We start from the raw sequence: 20,249 nt of genomic DNA, 5'->3' as shown, positions 1-20,249 counted from the left end.
TAAAAAAACAAAAACTCCAACACGCCTTAAAATCATCCAAACAGCCAGCCGTCCTCCGCGCCCTCCGTGGCTCTCCGTCTCCTCTGTGTTCCAAAAAAATGAACTTCAAAATTCCACACCACCTTGCCGCTCTCGCCCTGACTTTTATTTTCGCCGCCCCCATTCCCGTCGTCGCGCAAACTCCCGCAAAGCAGCCCGCCGACACGCAAAGGGCGTTTAGCTTTATAAAAAAATCCGATGCCATGCTTCAGGAGCAGGCGCGGGTCATCTTCAACCAAGCCCGCAAGGTTTTCGCCGCGCACCCGCCCTCCGCCACGCCTTCCGACGAACGCCTGCTCGCCTTCTACGCGCTCGACTCGCTCTTCCACGACACCCGACTCGACAAGGGCGAGGCGTTCACAGAGTTCATGGAGGACACCGCCAAGCGCGTCGCCGCCACCCTCGCCGGCCCCAAGCCCGCCTCCGGGCTGCGCATCATCCGTTTTTATAATCACGGTTTTATTTTGCAAACGCCCACGGTCACGATCGCCATCGACATCGTGCGCGGCGGCAAGCGCGTCATCACCGGCATCGAGGAGGAACCCTATCTCGACCTGGAACTCATGCGCCCGATCATCGAGCGTTGCGACGCGCTTTTTGTTTCGCATCCGCACAACGACCATGCCGACCTCCGCGTCGCCAAACTTTTCATCGAGGCCGGCAAACCCGTCGTCGCGCCGCCCGGACTTTGGACGGATGTTTCGCCGCTCATCACCCATCCGCGCGCCGCCGACGCCACCGAGCCGATCGATTTCACCGTCGCGCTCCGCTCTCTCAAGACCCCGCTCGCCGTGCGCGTTTATCCCGGCCACCAAGGCAAGGTGCCCAACAACCTCTACGCGATCACCACGCCCGAGGGAAAGACCATCCTGCACTCCGGCGACCAGACCGGCGGCGGCGCGGACCTCCCCAAGCTTCTCAAAATCCGCGAGCAAATCCGCGTGGATGTTTTCCTCCCGCAATGCTGGATGGCGCGCCTCCCGCTCGTCGTGGAAGGCGTCGCGCCCGCGCTTGTGCTCACCGGCCACGAAAACGAAATGGGCCACACCATTGACCACCGCGAATCCTACTGGCAATGTGTGCGCCGTGTGCAAAAACTCTCCGCCCCCGTCATCCTCACCGCCTGGGGTGAGCATGTGGACATTCCCTGACCAACCCGCCCCGACTTCCATCCGACTTTTTTCCCGATAACTCTGAAATAAAAACACACAACCCATGAAAAAAACACCGCATATCATCCTCACCCTCGCGCTGGCCCTGATGCTCGGCGCCGCATTGAACGCCGCCGACCGCGTTGACCAACTGCGCGCGAAACTCTTCTCGCGCGACATCCCCGACGTGCTCGTCGTCGCGCATCGCGGCGACTGGCGTTACGCGCCCGAAAACTCCATGCAAGGCATCGAGCGCTCGATCTCGCTGGGCGTGGATGTCGTCGAGGTTGACTTGCAGCGCACCAAGGACGGCGTGCTCATCCTCATGCACGACAGCACGCTTGAACGCACCACTTACGACCTGAAGACCAGAAAAGCGGGCAAGGGCAAAGTCTCCGAGGCCACCATCGACTACATTCGCAGCCTGCGCCTCAGAAACGGCTGCGGAATCAGGACCAAGCACAAAGTCCCCACGCTTGAGGAACTGCTCGTCGCCACCAAGGGCCGCGTGCTCATCAACCTCGACAAGGCCGACCGCTATTTCGACGAAGTCTTCGCGCTCCTCAAAAAAACCGGCACCACCCGACAAATCATCATGAAAGGCGGCAAGCCCAACGACGAGGTCAAGCGACTCTACGGCGCGTATCTCGACGAGGTCATCTACATGCCCATCGTCAACCTCGACAAACCGAACGCCGAGCAAATCATCCGCGATTTCCGCGCCGGCATCAACCCCGTCGCCTACGAGCTGCTCTACAAGCACGACACCAACCCGCTCCCCAAAAAACTCGCGCGCGAACTGAAGGGCAACGCGCTCATCTGGTATAACACGCTTTGGGAAAATATGGCCGGCGGCCACGAGGACGAGTGCGCGATCACGCAAGGCCCCGACGCCGCCTACGGCTACCTGATCGACAACCTCGGCACGCGCATCATCCAGACCGACCGCTCCGAGCTCCTGCTCGACTACCTGAAAAAACGCCGCCAGCACGACTGATTTCACTTCGATAATATCAGGTAGGGCGAACCGTCTCGGTGAGCCGAAATATTCTCGGCTCACCCGGAGGGTTCGCCCTACCAAAAAACCGCAGCTAAACACAGATTCAAACCACACTGTTATTGTATTTAATCTGCGCCCATCCGCGTTCATCTGCGGTTAAAAAAACATTCCCCGAAAATCCCATGCGAAACCCCGCAGTTACATCCCTTATGAAACCCGCCACCCTCACCGCCGCGGCCTTCGCCGCCGTCACGCTTCCGCTTGCCGCCGCCGACAAGGCGCCCGCGCCCGGAAAACAACCGAACATTATCGTCATCCTTTCGGACGACATGGGCTACTCGGACATTGGTTGTTACGGCAGCGAAATTCGCACCCCCGCGCTCGACGCCCTTGCCGCCCGCGGCCTCCGGTTCACCCAATTTTACAACGGCGCCCGCTGCTGCCCCACGCGCGCGGCGCTGCTCACCGGACTCTACGCGCACCAAGCCGGCATGGGCGCCATGACCCGCAATCACAAACTCCCCGGCTACACCGGCTCCATTCGCGAAAACTGCATGACCATCGCCGAAATGCTCCGCCCCGCCGGCTACGCCACTTACGCCGTTGGCAAATGGCATGTTTCCCGCAACGCCAAAGAGACGCAAAACCTCCCCCTCCAGCGCGGCTTCGACCACTACTATGGAATGCTAATCGGCTCCGCCAGCTATTACGACCCCTCCTCGCTCGCCCGCGACAACACCATCATCACCCCCTACAACGACCCCGAGGGCTACCGCCCCGCCAATAATCAATTTTATCTCACCGACGCCATTGGCGACAACGCCGTCCGCTACCTCGAGCAGCACGCGCGCAAAAATTCCGCCTCCGCCGACGCGTCCAAACCCTTCTTCATGTATGTCGCGTTCACCGCGGCGCACTGGCCCCTGCAAGCCTTCCCCGAGGACATTGCCAAATACAAGGGCGCCTACGATGCCGGTTACGACGCCATCCGCCAGGCCCGTCACAAACGCCTGGCCGAACTCGGACTACTCCCGCCCGGCACCAAGCTCTCCCCGCCCGACAACACCGCGTGGAAAGACATTCAGGACAAGGAATGGGAAATCCGGTGCATGGAGGTTTACGCCGCCATGATTGACCGCATGGACCAAAACATAGCCCGCATCGTCGCCCACCTCAAAACCACCGGCCAACTCGACAACACCGTCATCTTTTTCATGCAGGACAACGGCGCCTGCGCCGAAATCTTCACCCAGCGGGAAGACCTCACCTTCCGCTGGCACAACGGCCCCCCCTACAGCCACGCCGAGCGCCGCGTCCTCATGCGCGAGCGTCCCAACGCCGCCACCGCCACCTACGCGCCCCTCGGCCCCGACGACCTCCAGACAAGAAACTATCCCGTGCAAACCCGCGACGGACGCCCCATGCGCACAGGCCCCGCGGTCATGCCCGGCCCCGACGACACCTACATCGGCTACGGACAGGACTGGGCCAACGTTTCCAACACCCCATTCCGTGAATACAAACACTGGGTTCACGAAGGCGGCATCAGCACGCCGCTCATCGTCCACTGGCCCGCAGGCATTCCCGCCGCGCTCAACAACACCCTTGTCCGCACGCCCGCGCACATCATCGACATCGCTTCCACCTGCGTTGACCTGGCCGGCGCAAAATATCCCGCCAAACGCGGCGACACCGCGCTCACGCCGCTCGCCGGCATCAGTCTGCGCCCGCTCTTCACCGGCGCCCAAGTCCGCCGTCCCTCGCCGCTATTCTGGGAGCACGAGGGCAACCGCGCCGTGCGCGACGGCGACTGGAAACTCGTCGCCAAGGATCGCAATGGCCCTTGGGAACTCTACAACATGGCCACCGACCGCACCGAGCTCAACAACCTCGCCGCGCAACACAAGGACATCGCCAACCGCCTCGCCGCCGCATGGGAAAACTGGGCCGTTGAGGCCAAGGCCAAACCCTGGCCGTGGGACAAGGCTCCCCCCGCCCAAGGCGGCGCGGCCAAGTCAAAATTAAAAAACAAGTCCGCCGGCAAATAATGGCGGGAGAAAATATAATGCTAAAAATGAAACCCTTTTTTTTACCAGCAAGCATGTGCTTGTTGGCGGTGTTCTTGTTCACAGCCGGGGCAGTCCGCGTGCAGGGCGTGCCGTTAAAAACCGATGCGGGCGGGCGCAGTTTTGCCGACATTGCGCTTGAGGAATCGGTTGTGCCAGTGAGAGCCGGCGTGCCGGGAGAAAAACCGTTCTGGAATCAATATGCAAAACGCTTCATCTATGCCCCTGCCTTTGACTACAAGCCGGTGCGGGACGCGGCGCAGTATCGCTATGATGTGGTTTCCGAAAATTCCGGGGGCACGCTTTCGTTCACTGCGAAAAATCCCTGGCAGCCACTTTCGCCTATATGGGCAAAGGTTCCCGTCGGCTATTTTACGATCACCGTGACGGGTGTCTCCGCGGACGGGAAAGACGCGGGCACGGCGGGCACGGGGCGTTACTACCGGGCGGCCACATTTGCAGGCGAATACCACGCGCCCGTGCTCGAATATGATGTCAGTGCAAAAACTGCGTTGAGTATTTTGATGCACAAACCGTTTGTCGAACACTGGTTGGAAAACGGAAAGCCCGACCCCGCGTATTCGCTTTACCGTTATCCGAGCAAAATTTTCAGCGCCCTCATCATAGGCGCGCTTACACACGCAAAACTTGCCAGCGGCACGCCGGATCAGGCGCGCTCCGAAAAAATCGCGGTGATCACGGCCGATTATTTGATGAGCCTTCGCTTCAAACCGGGCACGCCCTGGGAATACCATACGCCCACTTATCACGGATATACCACCGGCAAGGCCAAGGGCAGCAACAAGGAATTGATGCAGGAGTATAATCACATGACGATCATGGGCGTCGACACAGGCAACGCCTATCTCGACCTTTACGATTACACGGGAAACCGGAAGTATTTCGATGAAGCCGTGCGCATTGCCGAAACATATAAAAAGCGCCAGCTGCCCGGGGGGAGTTGGGTTCTTTATGTAAACCACCACACAAACAAACCCTTTGTGGAACGTATCGCGATTCCCACGCAAATCATCAATTATTATGACCGACTGCGGACCGATTACGGCGTGAAGGGGCTGGAAGAATCCACAGCCAGGGCGCTAAAATGGATAATGGATGTCCCGGTCAAAACCTTCGACTGGGTGGGACAGTTTGAAGATATCAAGCCGCGCAAAGAATACGGAAACCTGAGTCGCGAGCAGGCCTGCGATTTGGCCATGTATCTGCTCAAAAACAGCCCGGCAAGCCGCACGCGCAAAGCCGACGTGGCGCTTGCCGAGGAATTGATTCGTTTTTCGGAGGACCAGTTTGTGGTCTGGGAAAAACCGATGCCGCGGAAGGGCAAGGGGCCGAACGACGGGGCCAATTCGGCCAATTGGATCACTCCTTGCGTGCAGGAGCAGGCTGTTTACTGGCTGCCGGTGGGGCGTTCGGCGGCGATCATGATAGAAACATACAAGGCCGCGTATGCATGCACCGGCAGGGAGATTTATCTGGCAAAGGCAAAGTCCATGGCGAACTCCTTCACTCTCATGCAAGAGGCGCAGGACGGGAATTATACAACGATGTTTGTCCGCGGAAAGTGGCCCACTTTCTGGCTCAACAGCGTGGTCTATCCGGCTAAAACAATGATGCGCCTCCAGGAAAGTATAAATGCGAATTTCAAATAACAAGGGGCGTCCACTGCCCGGGCATCCATCCCGGCTTTTGCCTTGCCAGGCGACGTCGTTTCTCGACGGACATGGCTCAAGAAAAACAACCTCAATAACCACCCATAACCCTCCCTATGCAGAGTAAAAAGCAAAGACATCCGGGGCATTTGGCCCGATAAAATAAACCCATAATCACACTTTCCATGAAACCCGCCACCCTCACCGCCGCGGCCCTTGCCGCCGCCACACTCCCGCTTGCCGCCACCGCCGCCGACAAGACGCCCGCATCCGTGAAACAGCCGAACATTATAATCATCCTCAGCGACGACATGGGCTATACCGACATCGGCTGCTACGGCGGGGAAATTCGCACGCCCGCAATCGACAAGCTCGCGCAGCGCGGCCTGCGCTTCACGCAGTTCTACAACAACGCCCGCTGCTGCCCCACGCGCGCCTCGTTGCTCACCGGCCTCTACGCGCACCAAGCCGGCATGGGCGGCATGAACCGCAACCAAAAACACCCCGGCTACACCGGCTCGCTGCGCGACAACTGCGTGACCATTGCCGAAATGCTTCGCCCCGGAGGTTATTCCACCTACGCCGTCGGCAAATGGCACGTCTCGCTCGAATCAGGCGAACCGGCAAACTGGCCCTTGCGGCGCGGCTTCGACAAGTTCTACGGCACCATTCTCGGCTACGGCAGTTTTTATGACCCCGCCACGCTCTGCCGTGACAACACCCTCATCACCCCCCTCAACGACCCCGGCTACAAACCGCCATCGGGAAAATATTATTACACCGACGCCATCGCCGACAACGCCGTGCTCTATATCAAGCAGCACCAGCGCGACAACGCCGCCGCAGACGGCTCCGCGTCCAAACCCTTCTTCATGTATGTCGCCTTCACCGCCGCGCACTGGCCCATGCACGCGCTGCCCGAGGACATCGCAAAATACAAGGGCGTTTATGACAAAGGCTACGACCCCGTCCGCGTTGCGCGCCACAAACGCGCAATCGAACTCGGAGTCCTCCCGCCCGGCACGAAACTCACCCCGTCCGACAATGCCGGCTGGGACAACGTGAAGGACAAGGCGTGGGAAGCCCGCTGCATGGAAGTTTACGCTGCCATGATTGACCGCATGGACCAGGGCATCGCGCGCATTGTCGCCCAACTCGACGCATCCGGCCAGCTCGACAACACCATCATCATGTTCATGCACGATAACGGCGGTTGCGCCGAGCCGCAAGGCCGCCAGCCCGAGCCCGCCGCCAACGTGCCCGCGCCCGGCGAGACATTCCGTCCCCTCGGCCCCGACGAGCCCCAGCCCAAGGCCCGCCCTCCTCACATGCAAGCGCGCGACGGACGCCCCATCCGCACCGGCGTCGGCACGATGCCCGGCCCCGAGGACACCTACATCGGCTACGGACACGACTGGGCCAACGTCTCCAACACCCCCTTCCGCGAATACAAACACTGGGTGCACGAGGGCGGCATCAGCACGCCGCTCATCGTCCACTGGCCCGCCGGCATCCCCGCCGCGCTCAACGGCACATTTGTGCGCCCGCCCGCGCACATCATCGACGTGGCCGCCACCTGCGTTGATTTGGCCGGCGCAAAATATCCCGCCAAACGGGGCGACACCGCGCTCACACCGCTTGCCGGTGTCAGCCTGCGTCCGCTTTTCACCGGCGCGCAAACCTTGCAACGCCCCGCGCCAATATTCTGGGAGCACGAGGGCAACCGCGCCGTGCGCGATGGAGACTGGAAGCTCGTCGCCAAGGGCTCCGACGGCCCTTGGGAACTCTACAACATTGCAGCCGACCGTGCCGAGCTCAACAACCTCGCCGCGCAGCACAAGGACATCGCCAACCGCCTCGCCGCCGCATGGGAAAACTGGGCCATTGAAGCCAAGGCCAAACCCTGGCCCTGGGACAAAATCAAGCCCGGAAACGCCAACGCCAAAAAACCAAAAACCAAAAACAAAAGAAACAAAGGCGCGAAAAGCTAGCCGCGTTGCCGTCCATGTCCGCCTTCCAATCTTCAATGCAATATTCTCACCACTAAACAAACACTAAATCCCAAGCCCAAATAAAACCCATGTCCTCATTCACCCGTCGCCAATTCCTCGGCACCGCCGCCGCGCTCTCCGCCGCCCCGCTCCTTTCAAAACTTCCCGCCGCCGCGTTTGCGTCCGGCTCGGACCGCCTCAAAGTCGGACTCATCGGCTCCGGCGGGCGCGGTGTCAGCGCCATGCGCAACTGCCTCGACGCCGACCCTTCCGTGATCGTCTGGGCCATCGGCGATGCCTTCGCCGACCGCCTCGAAAGCGCCCGCGACAACCTGGTCAACGGCACCCCGAAAAGCCGCCGCCCGCGCCCGCCCGTCGCGCCCGAGCGCCTCGCCATTCCGCCCGAGCGCCAGTTCGTCGGCCTCGACGCCTACAAAAAAGTCATCAACTCCGGCGTCGATCTCGTCATCCTCGCCACGCCGCCGCAATTCCGCCCGGAACACATGGAGGCCGCCATCAACGCCGGCGTGCACGTCTTCGCCGAAAAACCCGTCGCCGTGGATGTCGCCGGCGTGCGTCGCGTCATCTCCGTCGGCGAGTTGGCGAAACAGAAGCGCCTCGCGATCGTCGCCGGCACGCAATTCCGCTACAGCGACCACTACATCGAGACCATGCGTCGCGTTCACGACGGCGATATCGGCGAGCTTGTCGGCGGGCAGTTTTATTATCTGACAAACGGGCTCTGGCATCACGCGCGCAAACCCGGCTGGACGGATATGGAATACCAAATTCGCAACTGGCTTTATTACACCTGGTTGAGCGGCGACCACATCGTCGAGCAGCACATCCACAACCTCGACGTCATGAACTGGGCCTTCGGCGGCCCGCCCATCAAGGCCCTCGGCATGGGCGGACGCCAGAGCCGCACCGACCCGAAGTATGGCAACATTTTTGACCACTTCGCCGTCGAGTATGAATACGCAAACGGCGTGCGCGTGCAAAGCATGTGCCGCCAGGCGCCCGGCGCGTCCACCCGCTCCAACACCGAGCGGCTCGTCGGCACCAAGGGCACCGCCCGGCTCCCCGCCGCCATTACCGGCCCGAAAGCGTGGAAGTTCACCGACGACACGCCCAACGGCCTCGTCGCCGAGCACGTCGCGCTGATCAAAGGCATTCGCAACGGCGCCCCGCTCAACGACGCCAGGCGCGTCGCCGAAAGCACCCTGACCGCGATCCTCGGGCGCAACTCCGCCTACACCGGACGCGAAATCAACTACGCGTGGTTGCTCAACGCCTCCAAGGAAAACCTCACGCCCGAAACCTGCCGCCTCGACATGGCTCCGCCGAAAAGCGAAATCGCCATCCCCGGCGTCACGCCGCTCGTGTGACCTCCTGGGAGCGCGGGCGTCCCGCCCGCACAAACCTCCAAACCTGCGGGCAAGATGCCCGCGCTCCCGGGATAATCCCGCCTCCCAATATCCCTGCCACTTCGGAAAACCATCACCAACAACCGCCAGCCATCCGCCACACCGTTCCAGCCATGAACCTGAACCGCCGCACCTTCCTAAAATCCGCCGCCGTCCTGTCCGCCGCCTCGCTCCCATTGGGCGGCGGAGGGATTTTTGCCCAGGCCGCGCCCGCCCCGTCGTCCCCGCGCCCCGCGGGTAAGTTCAAAAAATCCATCATGTGGGGCACCGTCAAAATGAACGGCTCCGTTCTGGAAAAATGCACAGCGATCAAGGCCGCCGGATACGAGGGCATCGAGCCCAACAGCCACATGGATCGCCGCGAGGTAATCGACGCCGCCAAGGCGACCGGCCTGGCAATCAGCAGCGTCTGCTGTCACACGCATTGGAAAAAACCGCTCTCGCATCCCGACACCGCCGTGCGCCGCGAGGGAATCGAGGGCATGATCACCGCGCTCGAGGACGCCGCCGCCTACGGCACCGACGCCGTGCTGCTGGTGCCCGGAGTCGTCAACGCCGAGGTTTCCTACGACGATTGCTGGACGCGCTCCGTCGAGGGCATCAAGCGGCTGCTCCCCGTCGCCGAAAAACTGAAAGTCCAAATCTGCATCGAAAACGTCTGGAATAAATTTCTCCTCAGCCCGCTGGAGGCGCGTCGTTATGTTGACCAGTTCGACAGCCCCCTCGTGAAGTTCTATTTCGATGTCGGCAACATCCTGGACTACGGATGGCCGGAGCAATGGATAAAAATCCTCGGCGAGCGCATCGCCCGCGTTCACTTCAAGGAGTTCAGTAAAAAAATCGCCGGCGAGCAGGGCGCCCGGAAAGGCTTCAAGGTTCCCCTTGGCGAGGGCGACGTCAACTGGCCCGAAGTGATGCGCGCCCTGCGCGGTTCGTATAAAAACGGATGGATCGCCACCGAACAGGGAAGCAACAAAACACCCGCCGAATTAAACGACCTGCACGCGCGCTTCGAAAAAATACTCAGGCTAAGGTGATGAGGGTATTTTACTTTCTCCAAAAGAGACAGAGTGCTTTCTTCATTTTATTAATATTTCATATAGTCAAAATATATAGGATTTCCCCATGAAAAAGATATTCTTAGTATATGTATTTACACTCGGTTTCGGCTGTATTGCCATTCATGCTAAAAATGTTCGACCAGATCAAAATCTGTCGGAATCAACTAGGCAGATTGCAGTTGAGGCAATAAATGATCCCGCTGGGACGTTGATAGAAAATCCATACATTAGTTCTTTATCGCTGTTGTTGCCCACGAAAAAATATGAGATTAACAATGCTCCAAGAGATGCCATGCGCAGAAATAGTGGATATTTTACTGGTATGGACAAAGACGCGGGATTGATCATCTCCGGATGGTTTGAGTCTTCACAAAAATTCAAGCATAAAAATATTGAGAACATGTGGCGCAGCCAAATATCGAAAAAAGCCCAAAATGTTGAATATTTAAAAATCAATGAATGGGATGTGGTTCTTTACGAGACCGAGACGCAAATGAGCATAAATGGCAGGGCTCTTGAAATGACAACATTGAGGGCGAATTTATTGAGGGACGGAACTTGGTTGAGGTTGCGTTTGTCCGACACAGCATCAACTCCAGAAGGAACCATAGCCTTGCGTAAAAAACTAGCCGCTTACACTAAGGCGATACGGGTAACTGCCAGCACGCCCCGGGCATTCCAATTGGAGCACACTAGCGAAAGCATCTCTATAATACCGACTAAGAAAGGTTCTGGACGACTGTCCATCGTTTCAAAAGACATACATCTGCTGCAATATGATACTGAGGATGTGCCTGGTCTTTTCGTGTTTAAAGACGACAAAGAGAAAATTAGAATAACGGCATGGGTTCGTCCTTCATTCGATTATCATTACAAGACATCCGAATCGCTGTGGGATGAGATCAAGGCAGCCTTGGCGAAAAACAAAACGCCTGTCATCGGAGAATTCAGTTGCGAAAAAATAAGAGACTGGGATGTGATGTTTTATGATGTGAAAACAAGTATTGGGAAAAAATACGAAATAAACATGCGCGCAAGCCGTGTCACTGATGGAATATGGTTTGATATACGACTTACGTTATCCGAACGGCGTGTGAGCGCTTCCTTGCGCAAAAAGCTCCGAGCGTATATGAAACACATCATTGTCACGAGCGAACATGATGGTTATTAGATTTTACAATCTGCAAAATTTCATTTGAAAAACACTTGTTGTAATGTCTTAAATTTTAAGAAATAGTAATCGATGGTTGCCAGAAATGCACGGCATAAAAAATCACAAAATATTAATCATGAAAAACAATACAATCGCACTGTTCGCCCTCGCTGCGTCATGCATTTTCGCCGTCAATAATCTTCCCGCCGCAGCATCCTCCGCGAAATGTGACAGCGGTGTCAGGCTGCGCGTGTCGAGCTACAATATACGATACGACTCCGCAAAGGACGGGGAGTCGGGCAATAGCTGGGATGCGCGCAAGGCCGCCGTCGCCGACCTGATTAAGCAAAGCCAAATCGACGTCGGCGGCACGCAGGAGGGCGACGAAAGACAAATGGCCGACTTGAAAAAACTGCTGCCCGAATACGATTACGTGGCCCATCCCTACGGTGGAAAACAGGGCAATATACACACGGCCGCCATTGTGTATAGAAGTGATAAATACAAGGTGCTGGACAAGGGCGTGTTTTGGTTTAGCGAGACGCCCAATGAAAAAAGCATCGGCTGGGACGCCACCGACACGCGCATCTGCACCTGGGCCAAAATGAAGGACAACGCCTCCGGGCAGGAATTCTATTTCTTCACCGCCCACTTCTACTGGCGCTACGTCACAGCGAGGCAGAACTCGGGCCCGTTGATGGTTCGCATGGTCAAGGAAATCACCAAGGACAGCCTCCCCGTCATCTGCACGGGCGACTTCAACTCGCCCGACACGACTCCTCAATACAAGGCGATCACGGAATATTTGAAAGACGCCTATCATGCGACGGCCACCCCGCCGCTCGGCCCGAAGGACACCAACATGGGCGCCGGAAATTTTCGCGGCGAACCCAGGGGGCGGATAGACTTTGTATTCATCAACGACCGGACAAAAGTGCTGAGTTACACCGTGCTTACCAGCACCTACGACAAAGGCCGCCACCCCTCCGACCACCTGCCGATCGTGTGCGACGTGCTGCTGAAAAAGTAGAACGCAGGGACATTGCTTTGCATGCTGCCACGGGATTGTGATGGTTATGCCAAGGGTTTGATGTGAACCGGCAAGGTCCGGCAATTTTGCTTATCGCCAATTCGCGCAATGAAGGGGCGGGGCGCAAGGCTGGGGGAGGGCTGTTTTCAGTCACTTTCGCCTGTTGCCGGCGCGATTTTATCTGCCTGTTTGCACCCGGGCAGTCTCCAGATGCGCAATGGCGGACGTTGAGCCGTCGCGCGCCCGCTCTCGACAAGCGTTCGCCAACATAACAACATGCACGCCTCATTTTTTGAAACGCCTCCCGCCGGGCGTTCGTCTTCATTCCCAACCAAACACGCTCACCAAAACACACACATCATGCAAAAGCCCCTCATCCGCCACACCGCCCGCCGCCTGTTCCGCACGACTGCGCGCGCGTTCACGCTTCTCGAAATTCTCGTTGTGCTCGCCATCGCCGGCATGATCATCGGCCTCGCGGTCGCCAATTTCGACAACATCTTTGGCGGAGCCAAGGAGGACGTGGCCAAGATGTTTGTTTCCAGCAGCCTCAAGGTTCCCCTCCAATCCTACCGCATGCACATGGGCGATTTCCCCTCAACCGCCGAGGGACTTCAGGCGCTCATCACCGCTCCCGCCGACAAGGCCGAGCGCTGGCGCGGTCCTTATCTCGACGGCGACAAATCCACCCTTCTCGACCCCTGGGGCGTCGCCTACCAATACAATTATCCCGGCACTCGCAACAAAACCGGCTACGACGTCTGGTCAAACGGCCCCGACAAACAAAGCGGCACCGCCGACGACATTGGCAACTGGGCCACAGGCTCCGCTTCCACGGGCCAGTAACGCCCCCCCTCTCGCAACCGCGCCTCGCACACGCTCAATCTTGGTGAGGTCGTCCACGCACAACCGTCCACTCCGCGCCCGCTCACCTTGGAAATTGGGAGTTGGAATCTGGAATTCTCCGCGCCGAAGGCGCGGGCGGCATGAGGCGTTTACGCTTTTGGAAATCCTGCTCGCGCTCGCGCTCATCGGAATGATGACGGCCGTGCTCATCGTCGGCGGCTCGCATCTCACCAACGACAAACCCGCGACGCCCGACGAGGTGTTTTGGGTCGCCGTCACCGCCGCGCGCAAGCAGGCGCTCATGAGCGGCAGGGAAGTCCGCCTCGCCTACGTCCCCGCCGTCACGGGCGAGGGCTCCGACACCCCCGCCGGGCTTTCCGTCACATGGGATGACGGCGGCGCTGAGTTTTTTCCGTTCGAGGACATGGGCGAGGTGACGTGTGATTTTCTCACCACGCAAAAAGGCGCCAGCTCGATCCTCGTTGGCGGCGAACTCATCGAAACGCAGACCATCGCGCATGTGACATTTTACGGCGACGGCACCTGCACGCCCTTTCGCGCGCAATTCCGCATCGGCACCACCGCGCACACGCTCGCCATCGACCCATGGACATGCGCGCAAATGCTCGAGCAAAAGGAGGACGGCCAATGAACCGCCGCATGCCGCGCCACCGCCGCCGCGCGTTCACGATTGTCGAGGTGCTCGTCGCGCTCGCGATTTGCGCGATGATGGGCGTCATGCTTGTCGGCGCCTACATGAACGTGCTCTACGCCTACGAAGCCGCCGCCGCGAATCCCAAGCGCAACCTAGACCTCCGTTTCGCGCGCAACATGCTCCTCGCCGAGGCCGATTTTGAAACCGCGCAAAAAGGCGACTCGTTCGAGGGCGCGACCGGACGCCAGGTGAAATGGTCCGCCGTCATCGAGGCCACGAACACCGCGAACCTTTTCCACGTCACCTTCACATGCGAGCTGGGCGCCGGAAACACACCCGACGAAAAAGAGGAGACCATCACCGAGGTGTTTCGTTTGCTCCGGCCCACCTGGTCGACGACCTCCGGGTTTTCGCCCGACGCCGCCACGCTCCGAGCCGAGGCGCGCGACCGCATTGTCCAAGACCAGCAGCCCTCGCCCCTTTCCGGATTCGGCTCCTCCAGCTCCTCAAGTGGCGGCAGTGGCGGCGGCTCCAAGTCCGGCAGTGGCGGCGGTGGCAACAAACAAGGAAGCCGCGCCGGCGGAAACACCAGCGGAGGAGGCGCGCCCAGACGATGAACATGCCGACAAACAATCCCCGTAGTGGCGCGCGCAAGGCGCGCCCCTGCGAATCGCGCGCGCATACGCCTTGGAATTTGGAATCTGGAATTTGGAATTTCCCTCGTCGCAGACGCGGGTTCACACTGATCGAAGTCCTCATCGCGGTGGCGATTGTGTCGATGGTGATTGTCGCCTCCACCACGCTTATCTTTTCGATGGGCGAACTCTGGGGGCGCAACTCCGATGTGCGCCTGTTCGACCTGCACTCGCGCAACGTCACCCGTTTTCTCGAAAGCGAGCTCGCTTCCGCCGCGCTTCCTCCCACCGGCGGCACCGCGGGCGCGCAATCCAGCACCTCAAGCACCGCCGCCGCACCCGTGACGATTCAGGAGGTGCGCGACCAGACCGGCAACTCCGACCTCTACCTCACCTACGAGCTTCCCAACGGCAGCCGCCTCTGCGTGTGGCCCGACCGCGCGCTTCCCGGCGTTGTGTGCTCGCTCGCCTGCCGCGAGGGCGAGGGGCTTATCCTCCTCTGGCATTCGCGTCTCGAAACCAACTTCGACATCGACGCGCCACGCGAAACCGTCATCACGCCGCTCGTCACCGGCATGACCTACGACTATTACGACATTGATCTCAAGACGTGGAAAAACGAAACCGTGCTTCGCAAGGACAACTCCAATCAGGGCGTCCTCCCGCAGCGCATTCGCCTCACCTTCACCTACTCGGGTCGCACCCTCGAAACCGTAATCGACATCCCCGGCACGCCTCCGCAAGGACTCCCGATGCTGTAAAAATTCCAATATTCAAATTCCAACGAACAACCCAAACCCAATGGCCAAATTCCAAAGCACACCCTCCGGCTCTCAAGCGTCGTCCACAGTCGATGTGTCGCTTGCGAACGGAGCGGCGGTCTCCAGGCCGCCGGACGAGGCGCGGGCTCGTCTTTTGGATTTTGGGATTTCGGAATTTGGAATTTATCGAAGCACGCCATGAAATTTCACCCGCGCAAACTCCGCTCCCGCCGCGCTTCGATCATCATTGTTGTTCTTGTGATGATGGCCTTCGCCTCGATCGCGCTCGCCCTCTTCATGGAGAAGGCGTTCAACGACCTTGCCGTCGAGGTTCGCGCAAACGACGCGGCGAACATGCGTGTCGAGGCGTATTCCGCGATGGAGACCACGCTCGCCGTCCTTGAGGATTTTCGCGCCGCGCTCGGCTCGCTCCACAGCCCCGCCGAGGGCTGGGCCGATCCGCTCGGCTTTGCCGGCTACGAACCCATCAACCCCGACTATACCGTCGAGGTCGCATTCGAGGATGAGAGCGGCAAACTTTCCCTGCCCAACGTCAACGCCACCACGCTCACCTCGCTCTTCACCTACTGGGGGCTCGATGAAACCACCGCGGCCAAGCTCACCGACGCGCTCCTCGGCTGGATGCGCGCCGATTACATCCCCGCCACGGCGGGCGCGCCCCTGCCCGAGGACTACGACACCGGCGACCTTCCGTTCACGCCGCCCGCGCGCACGCTCCGCTCGTTCGACGAACTCGCCTCCATCGAATTCGCGCGCGATATTTTTTACGACGAAACCGGCCGCCCCAACGAACTCTGGCACCGCTTCGTCCAAACCTTTTCCCTCTACGATTTCCAAACTCCCAACATCAACGCCGCCCCGCCCGACATCCTCGGCGCGCTTGGCAACCTCGACACCTCGCTCGACGAAAAACTCTCCAACTTCCTCCAGGGCGAGGATGGCCGCACCCTCGCCGGCGCCGGTGGTTATTTTGCCAGCAAGGACGAAGTCGACACCCTCCTCGGCGCCGGCACTCCCGCCAGCCAGCTCGGCGTCACGATTAGCGCGCTTCGCGTCATCATCACCATCCGCCAAGGCCCGGCCAACTACCGCCTCAACGCCCTCGTCGCCATGCCCGGCACGGGCGGCGCCAAACTCCCCGCCGCGTGGGCGCGGCAAAACACCGCCTCCACCTCCACCAGCGGCACAAACTCAAACAATAACACCACGCCCGGCAACCAAGGCACCTCGCGCACGTCTAACAACGCCAACACCACCCGGGCCAACGCCTCCGCCGGCACCACGCAAAAAAATCTGAACTACCCATACACCTTTCTCGAAATCCGCGAAAACGACCTCGTCCCCCCGCCCGCGCCCGTCATCGGCGAAACCGAAACCGAATGAATTTTCTATTAGCCAACACGGCAAAACACTTTCACAACTAACATCGCGCGCTGAGGATTGCGCCATTCCGCATTCCAAAATCCACATTCCGCACCCTTACATGGCCCTCAAGTTTCTAAAAGCTCCCCCGCCCAATGTCGTGCTCCTGCCCGACACGCAGTTTTTTGTGCGCGCCATTCCCGTGTCCGAGGACCAAACGCCGGAGGAGCTTTCCACCCAGGTCGAACTCGCCCTCGAAACCCTCGCGCCCTTTCCCATCGCGCAGATGTATTACGGCTACCATTGGCGCCCCGGCGCCCGGCACGCCCTCATCTACGCCGCCTACCGCAAGCGCTTCAGCCAGGCCAGTGTCGAAACCTGGCCCGCCGCCGATGCCGTGCTCCCCGCCTTCGCCACTCTTCTGAACCCCGCCGCCGGCTCCGGCACCACCGCGCTCCTCTCCACTCCCGACAGCCTTACCGCAATCCACTGGGCCGACAGCAGCGGCGTGCCCGCCCTCGTCATTTCCCGCGCACTCCCCGAGCCCGACGACGACAAGCCGCCCCTCTCCGAATCGGACAGGGACGCCGCGCGCGCCGCCCTCCGCAACGAGCTTCTGCGCGCCACGCCCGGCACAATCCATCTCCACGAATACGAATACCCCGCGCTCGACACCGTCCCGGCGCCCGCCCGCGCCGACAACGCCCTCGTCTTCGCCACCCCGTCCGCCAAAAACACCCGCACCACGCCAAGCTCCACCACCTTCACCACCGCGCAACTCGACATGCTCGACGTTCGCGACAAGGCCGAGCTCGTCGCCCGCCGCGCCTCCCGCCGCCGCGACCTCCTTCTCTGGCGCGCCTTTCTGGGCTGCCTCAGCCTCCTCGCCCTTTGCGCCCTCATCGACATCGCGCTCAAAGGCGGAAAATTTTTGCAGGAAAAACGAATCTACCAAGTAAAGGAGCAAGCTCCCTACGTCGCCGAAATCGACCGCGCCAACACCCTCGCCACTCGCATCGAGGATCTCTCCAACAAGCGCCTGCTTCCCTTTGAGATGATCGACCTGCTCCGCCCCGCGCTCCCCGACACGATCGTTTTCACCCGCGTCATCACACGCAGCCTCAACAGCATTGAAATTCAGGCCCGCACCAACCGCGCCGCCGACTTCAACTCTTTCCGCACATCCCTCGTTTCCCTGCCCGCCATCGAAAAACTCGACATCAACAACCCCGCCACTCGCGACGGCTCCACTACCTTCACGATGCTCATCACCTTCAAGCCCGGCACCGTGATCGCCGCCGAGGACATTCCCCCGCCGCAACCAAAGAACATCGCAACCCCAAAAACTGACGCCGCCAGCGAAAACGCCGCCGAGAATGCCGCGCCCCAGTCCGGCGCTCCGCAACCCGCTGCACCCAGCATCCACGACCAAATCCAGCAACAGCTTACTCCCGGCCAATCCGAAACGCCTCCCCCCGACGCCGCCCCGTCCGCCAACGGACAATCCGCGCCGCTAACCACCGAGCACACCATTGTCACAGGCGACACCATCGCGCGCATCGCCAGGCAAGCCGGCGTTTCCCCGCGCGACATCATTGCCGCCAACCCCGGCCTCGCCGACCCGCGCCGACTCCACGTTGGCCAAAAAATCAACATCCCCCAACCCGCGCCGCAACCCGCCAATGAAACCGCGGAGGAGGAACCCAACCAATGAAAGCCTTTTTCCTGAGCCGCCAAACACGCGAAAAAGTCCTCCTCGTCGGACTCGTCCTCGTCGCCGCGCTCTGGTGGCTGACCGCTGCCATCGGACGCACCACGACCTTCGTCCGCGATTTCAAAAGCACGAGCCTCACGCTCAAAGTGCAGCAAATGACACTCGACGCGCGCGAATCGATCCAGGCCCGCGCCAACGCCGCCATTCGCCAGCTCGACCCTTCGCGCACCTACGACACCGTGCGCCTGCAAGCCGAGCTCGACACCATCGCCACCGCCGTCGGCATCACCAACAAAACCATTAGTGATGCGCGCACGGAAAAAACCGCCCAGTTCTCGGTGAACAGCGCCCAGATAACGGCTCGCAACACGGACTACGCCACAGTGGTGAAGTTTTACGAGGAGCTGAAAAAACGCTCCCCTTACATTGGCCTCGACCAGCTCACAATGCAGCCCTCCAACGTGGCCAATCCCTCCCAGCTCACCCTCATGCTAAAAGTCTCCTCGGTGGAAATCCTCCGCTGAGTCCAAACCACGCTTGTGTTGGAATGGGCGCCCTTCTTTTGCGCGTCACGCTTGCGCGGCCTCCTTTTTCTTTTTAATAACCAATCCATCATGAAAAAAACGACCCTCCTCCTAGCATCCCTCGTGTTTTCGCTCGCCGGCTTCTCCGCGCCCGCAGCCCGCGCCGCCGGTGAAACCACGCTGAAAGCGCCCGCCCTGGCCGCTTCACTGGAAAACTCCCGCTGGGCCTTCACGCTCCCCAACGGCCGCGCCGGCTGGCTCGGCTTCTCAACGGAAAACGAAAAACTCTCCGCCCTTCTCCTCTGGGGCAGCGGACACCCGCGGTCTGTCGCCGTCGCCCTCAAAAACGACTCCGTCGAACTCCGCCGCGCCTACAAGCACACGGGGAAAAACGGCGCCAGGCTCGCCCGCACCGACCTGCTCACCGCCCGGCAGACCGCCTCCGGCACCCTCGCCATTGACCTCCAAACGCTCGACGAAAACGGCAAGCCCGTCGGACGCCCCGCCGCCTTCACCGCCACCCGCATTCCCGACCTCCCGCCCGCGCCCGACCTCTCCAAGCTCAAATACGGAGCCCCGGTCAAACTCATCCGCGACGATCTCTCCAACTGGGAATCCATGAACCCCAAGGCCTACAATGGCTGGACCCTCAAAAACGGTGTCCTCACCAACACCGTCGTTTTCCCCGACGGCACGAAAAAACGCGGCGCCAATCTCCGCACCACCGACAAATCCTTCAAGGACTTCCGCCTCGCCTTCGAGGTCAGCCTCCCGCCCGACAGCAACAGCGGCGTCTATCTTCGCGGCATCTACGAAATCCAGATGAGCAACAGCCGGCAGGAAAACGCGCACCAAACCATGGGTTCGCTCTATGGCCGGCTCGCCCCCTCGACCAATGCCGAAAAACCCGCGAACGAGTGGCAGACCGTGGACATCATCCTCGCCGACCGCCACGTCACGGTCGTCCTCAACGGCGTCACAATCATCGACAACCAGCCCGTCCTCGGAGTCACCGGCGGAGCCATCACCGCCGACGAGTTTGTTCCGGGCCCAATCTACCTCCAAGGCGACCACACCAACGCCAGCTACCGCAACATGACGCTCACCCCCATCATCAAGGAGCTCCGCTAAGCCTTTTTTGAC

At 60.1% G+C, this 20,249-nt stretch carries 17 protein-coding genes; all 17 read left to right on the top strand.

Annotated elements, in window-relative coordinates; genetic code table 11:
* Positions 1 to 98: 98 nt before the first annotated feature.
* The 17 genes from M2103_RS01765 (at position 99) to M2103_RS01685 (ending at position 20,237) form a co-directional block, all read left to right on the top strand.
* The gene (locus tag M2103_RS01765; RefSeq protein WP_277508358.1) at positions 99 to 1,190 is read left to right on the top strand and encodes an MBL fold metallo-hydrolase; all 1,092 of its coding nucleotides are present in this window, start codon (positions 99 to 101) and stop codon (positions 1,188 to 1,190) included.
* Between the two features lie 64 nt (positions 1,191 to 1,254).
* Entirely contained in the window at positions 1,255 to 2,187 is a 933-nt protein-coding gene (locus M2103_RS01760) for a glycerophosphodiester phosphodiesterase family protein (protein WP_277508357.1), read from the top strand.
* Between the two features lie 212 nt (positions 2,188 to 2,399).
* Positions 2,400 to 4,238, top strand: coding sequence for an arylsulfatase (locus M2103_RS01755; RefSeq protein WP_277508355.1), 1,839 nt, complete (start codon positions 2,400 to 2,402; stop codon positions 4,236 to 4,238).
* A 68-nt stretch (positions 4,239 to 4,306) separates the two neighbouring features.
* Positions 4,307 to 5,926 carry a hypothetical protein gene (locus M2103_RS01750; protein ID WP_277508354.1) on the top strand — a complete coding sequence of 540 codons (1,620 nt, stop codon included), beginning with the start codon at positions 4,307 to 4,309 and terminating at the stop codon, positions 5,924 to 5,926.
* A 185-nt stretch (positions 5,927 to 6,111) separates the two neighbouring features.
* Positions 6,112 to 7,917, top strand: a complete 1,806-nt coding sequence (locus tag M2103_RS01745; RefSeq protein ID WP_277508353.1) for an arylsulfatase — start codon at positions 6,112 to 6,114, stop codon at positions 7,915 to 7,917.
* Between the two features lie 89 nt (positions 7,918 to 8,006).
* A complete protein-coding gene (locus tag M2103_RS01740) occupies positions 8,007 to 9,305 on the top strand; it encodes a Gfo/Idh/MocA family oxidoreductase (RefSeq protein ID WP_277508352.1) in 1,299 nt (432 codons plus the stop codon).
* A 152-nt stretch (positions 9,306 to 9,457) separates the two neighbouring features.
* A complete protein-coding gene (locus M2103_RS01735) occupies positions 9,458 to 10,381 on the top strand; it encodes a TIM barrel protein (protein ID WP_277508351.1) in 924 nt (307 codons plus the stop codon).
* Positions 10,382 to 10,469: 88 nt separating this feature from the next.
* A complete protein-coding gene (locus M2103_RS01730; RefSeq protein WP_277508349.1) occupies positions 10,470 to 11,576 on the top strand; it encodes a hypothetical protein in 1,107 nt (368 codons plus the stop codon).
* A gap of 118 nt (positions 11,577 to 11,694) precedes the next feature.
* Positions 11,695 to 12,588: an endonuclease/exonuclease/phosphatase family protein gene (locus M2103_RS01725; protein ID WP_277508348.1), complete on the top strand. Its 894-nt coding sequence runs from the start codon at positions 11,695 to 11,697 to the stop codon at positions 12,586 to 12,588.
* Between the two features lie 360 nt (positions 12,589 to 12,948).
* Positions 12,949 to 13,434, top strand: coding sequence for a type II secretion system major pseudopilin GspG (gspG, locus tag M2103_RS01720; protein ID WP_277508347.1), 486 nt, complete (start codon positions 12,949 to 12,951; stop codon positions 13,432 to 13,434).
* A gap of 157 nt (positions 13,435 to 13,591) precedes the next feature.
* On the top strand, positions 13,592 to 14,086 hold the full coding sequence (locus M2103_RS01715; RefSeq protein WP_277508345.1) for a hypothetical protein: 495 nt from the start codon (positions 13,592 to 13,594) through the stop codon (positions 14,084 to 14,086).
* Positions 14,083 to 14,706, top strand: coding sequence for a prepilin-type N-terminal cleavage/methylation domain-containing protein (locus M2103_RS01710; protein ID WP_277508344.1), 624 nt, complete (start codon positions 14,083 to 14,085; stop codon positions 14,704 to 14,706). Before M2103_RS01715 ends, M2103_RS01710 begins: the two co-directional genes overlap by 4 nt.
* A gap of 77 nt (positions 14,707 to 14,783) precedes the next feature.
* Positions 14,784 to 15,485 (top strand): prepilin-type N-terminal cleavage/methylation domain-containing protein, encoded by a 702-nt coding sequence (locus M2103_RS01705; RefSeq protein ID WP_277508343.1) that lies wholly within the window; start codon positions 14,784 to 14,786, stop codon positions 15,483 to 15,485.
* 198 nt (positions 15,486 to 15,683) lie between these two features.
* On the top strand, positions 15,684 to 16,889 hold the full coding sequence (locus M2103_RS01700; RefSeq protein WP_277508342.1) for a type II secretion system protein GspK: 1,206 nt from the start codon (positions 15,684 to 15,686) through the stop codon (positions 16,887 to 16,889).
* A gap of 100 nt (positions 16,890 to 16,989) precedes the next feature.
* Positions 16,990 to 18,582 (top strand): LysM peptidoglycan-binding domain-containing protein, encoded by a 1,593-nt coding sequence (locus M2103_RS01695; protein WP_277508341.1) that lies wholly within the window; start codon positions 16,990 to 16,992, stop codon positions 18,580 to 18,582.
* A complete protein-coding gene (locus M2103_RS01690; protein WP_277508340.1) occupies positions 18,579 to 19,106 on the top strand; it encodes a hypothetical protein in 528 nt (175 codons plus the stop codon). The genes M2103_RS01695 and M2103_RS01690 overlap by 4 nt, the downstream gene beginning before the upstream one ends.
* A 90-nt stretch (positions 19,107 to 19,196) precedes the next feature.
* Entirely contained in the window at positions 19,197 to 20,237 is a 1,041-nt protein-coding gene (locus tag M2103_RS01685) for a DUF1080 domain-containing protein (RefSeq protein ID WP_277508338.1), read from the top strand.
* Positions 20,238 to 20,249: the final 12 nt, after the last annotated feature.

This window comes from Ereboglobus sp. PH5-5 (assembly GCF_029504805.1).
GTDB lineage: Bacteria > Verrucomicrobiota > Verrucomicrobiia > Opitutales > Opitutaceae > Ereboglobus.
Note: the sequence above shows the minus strand (reverse complement) of the source record. Positions and strands in the feature narration are given on the sequence as shown.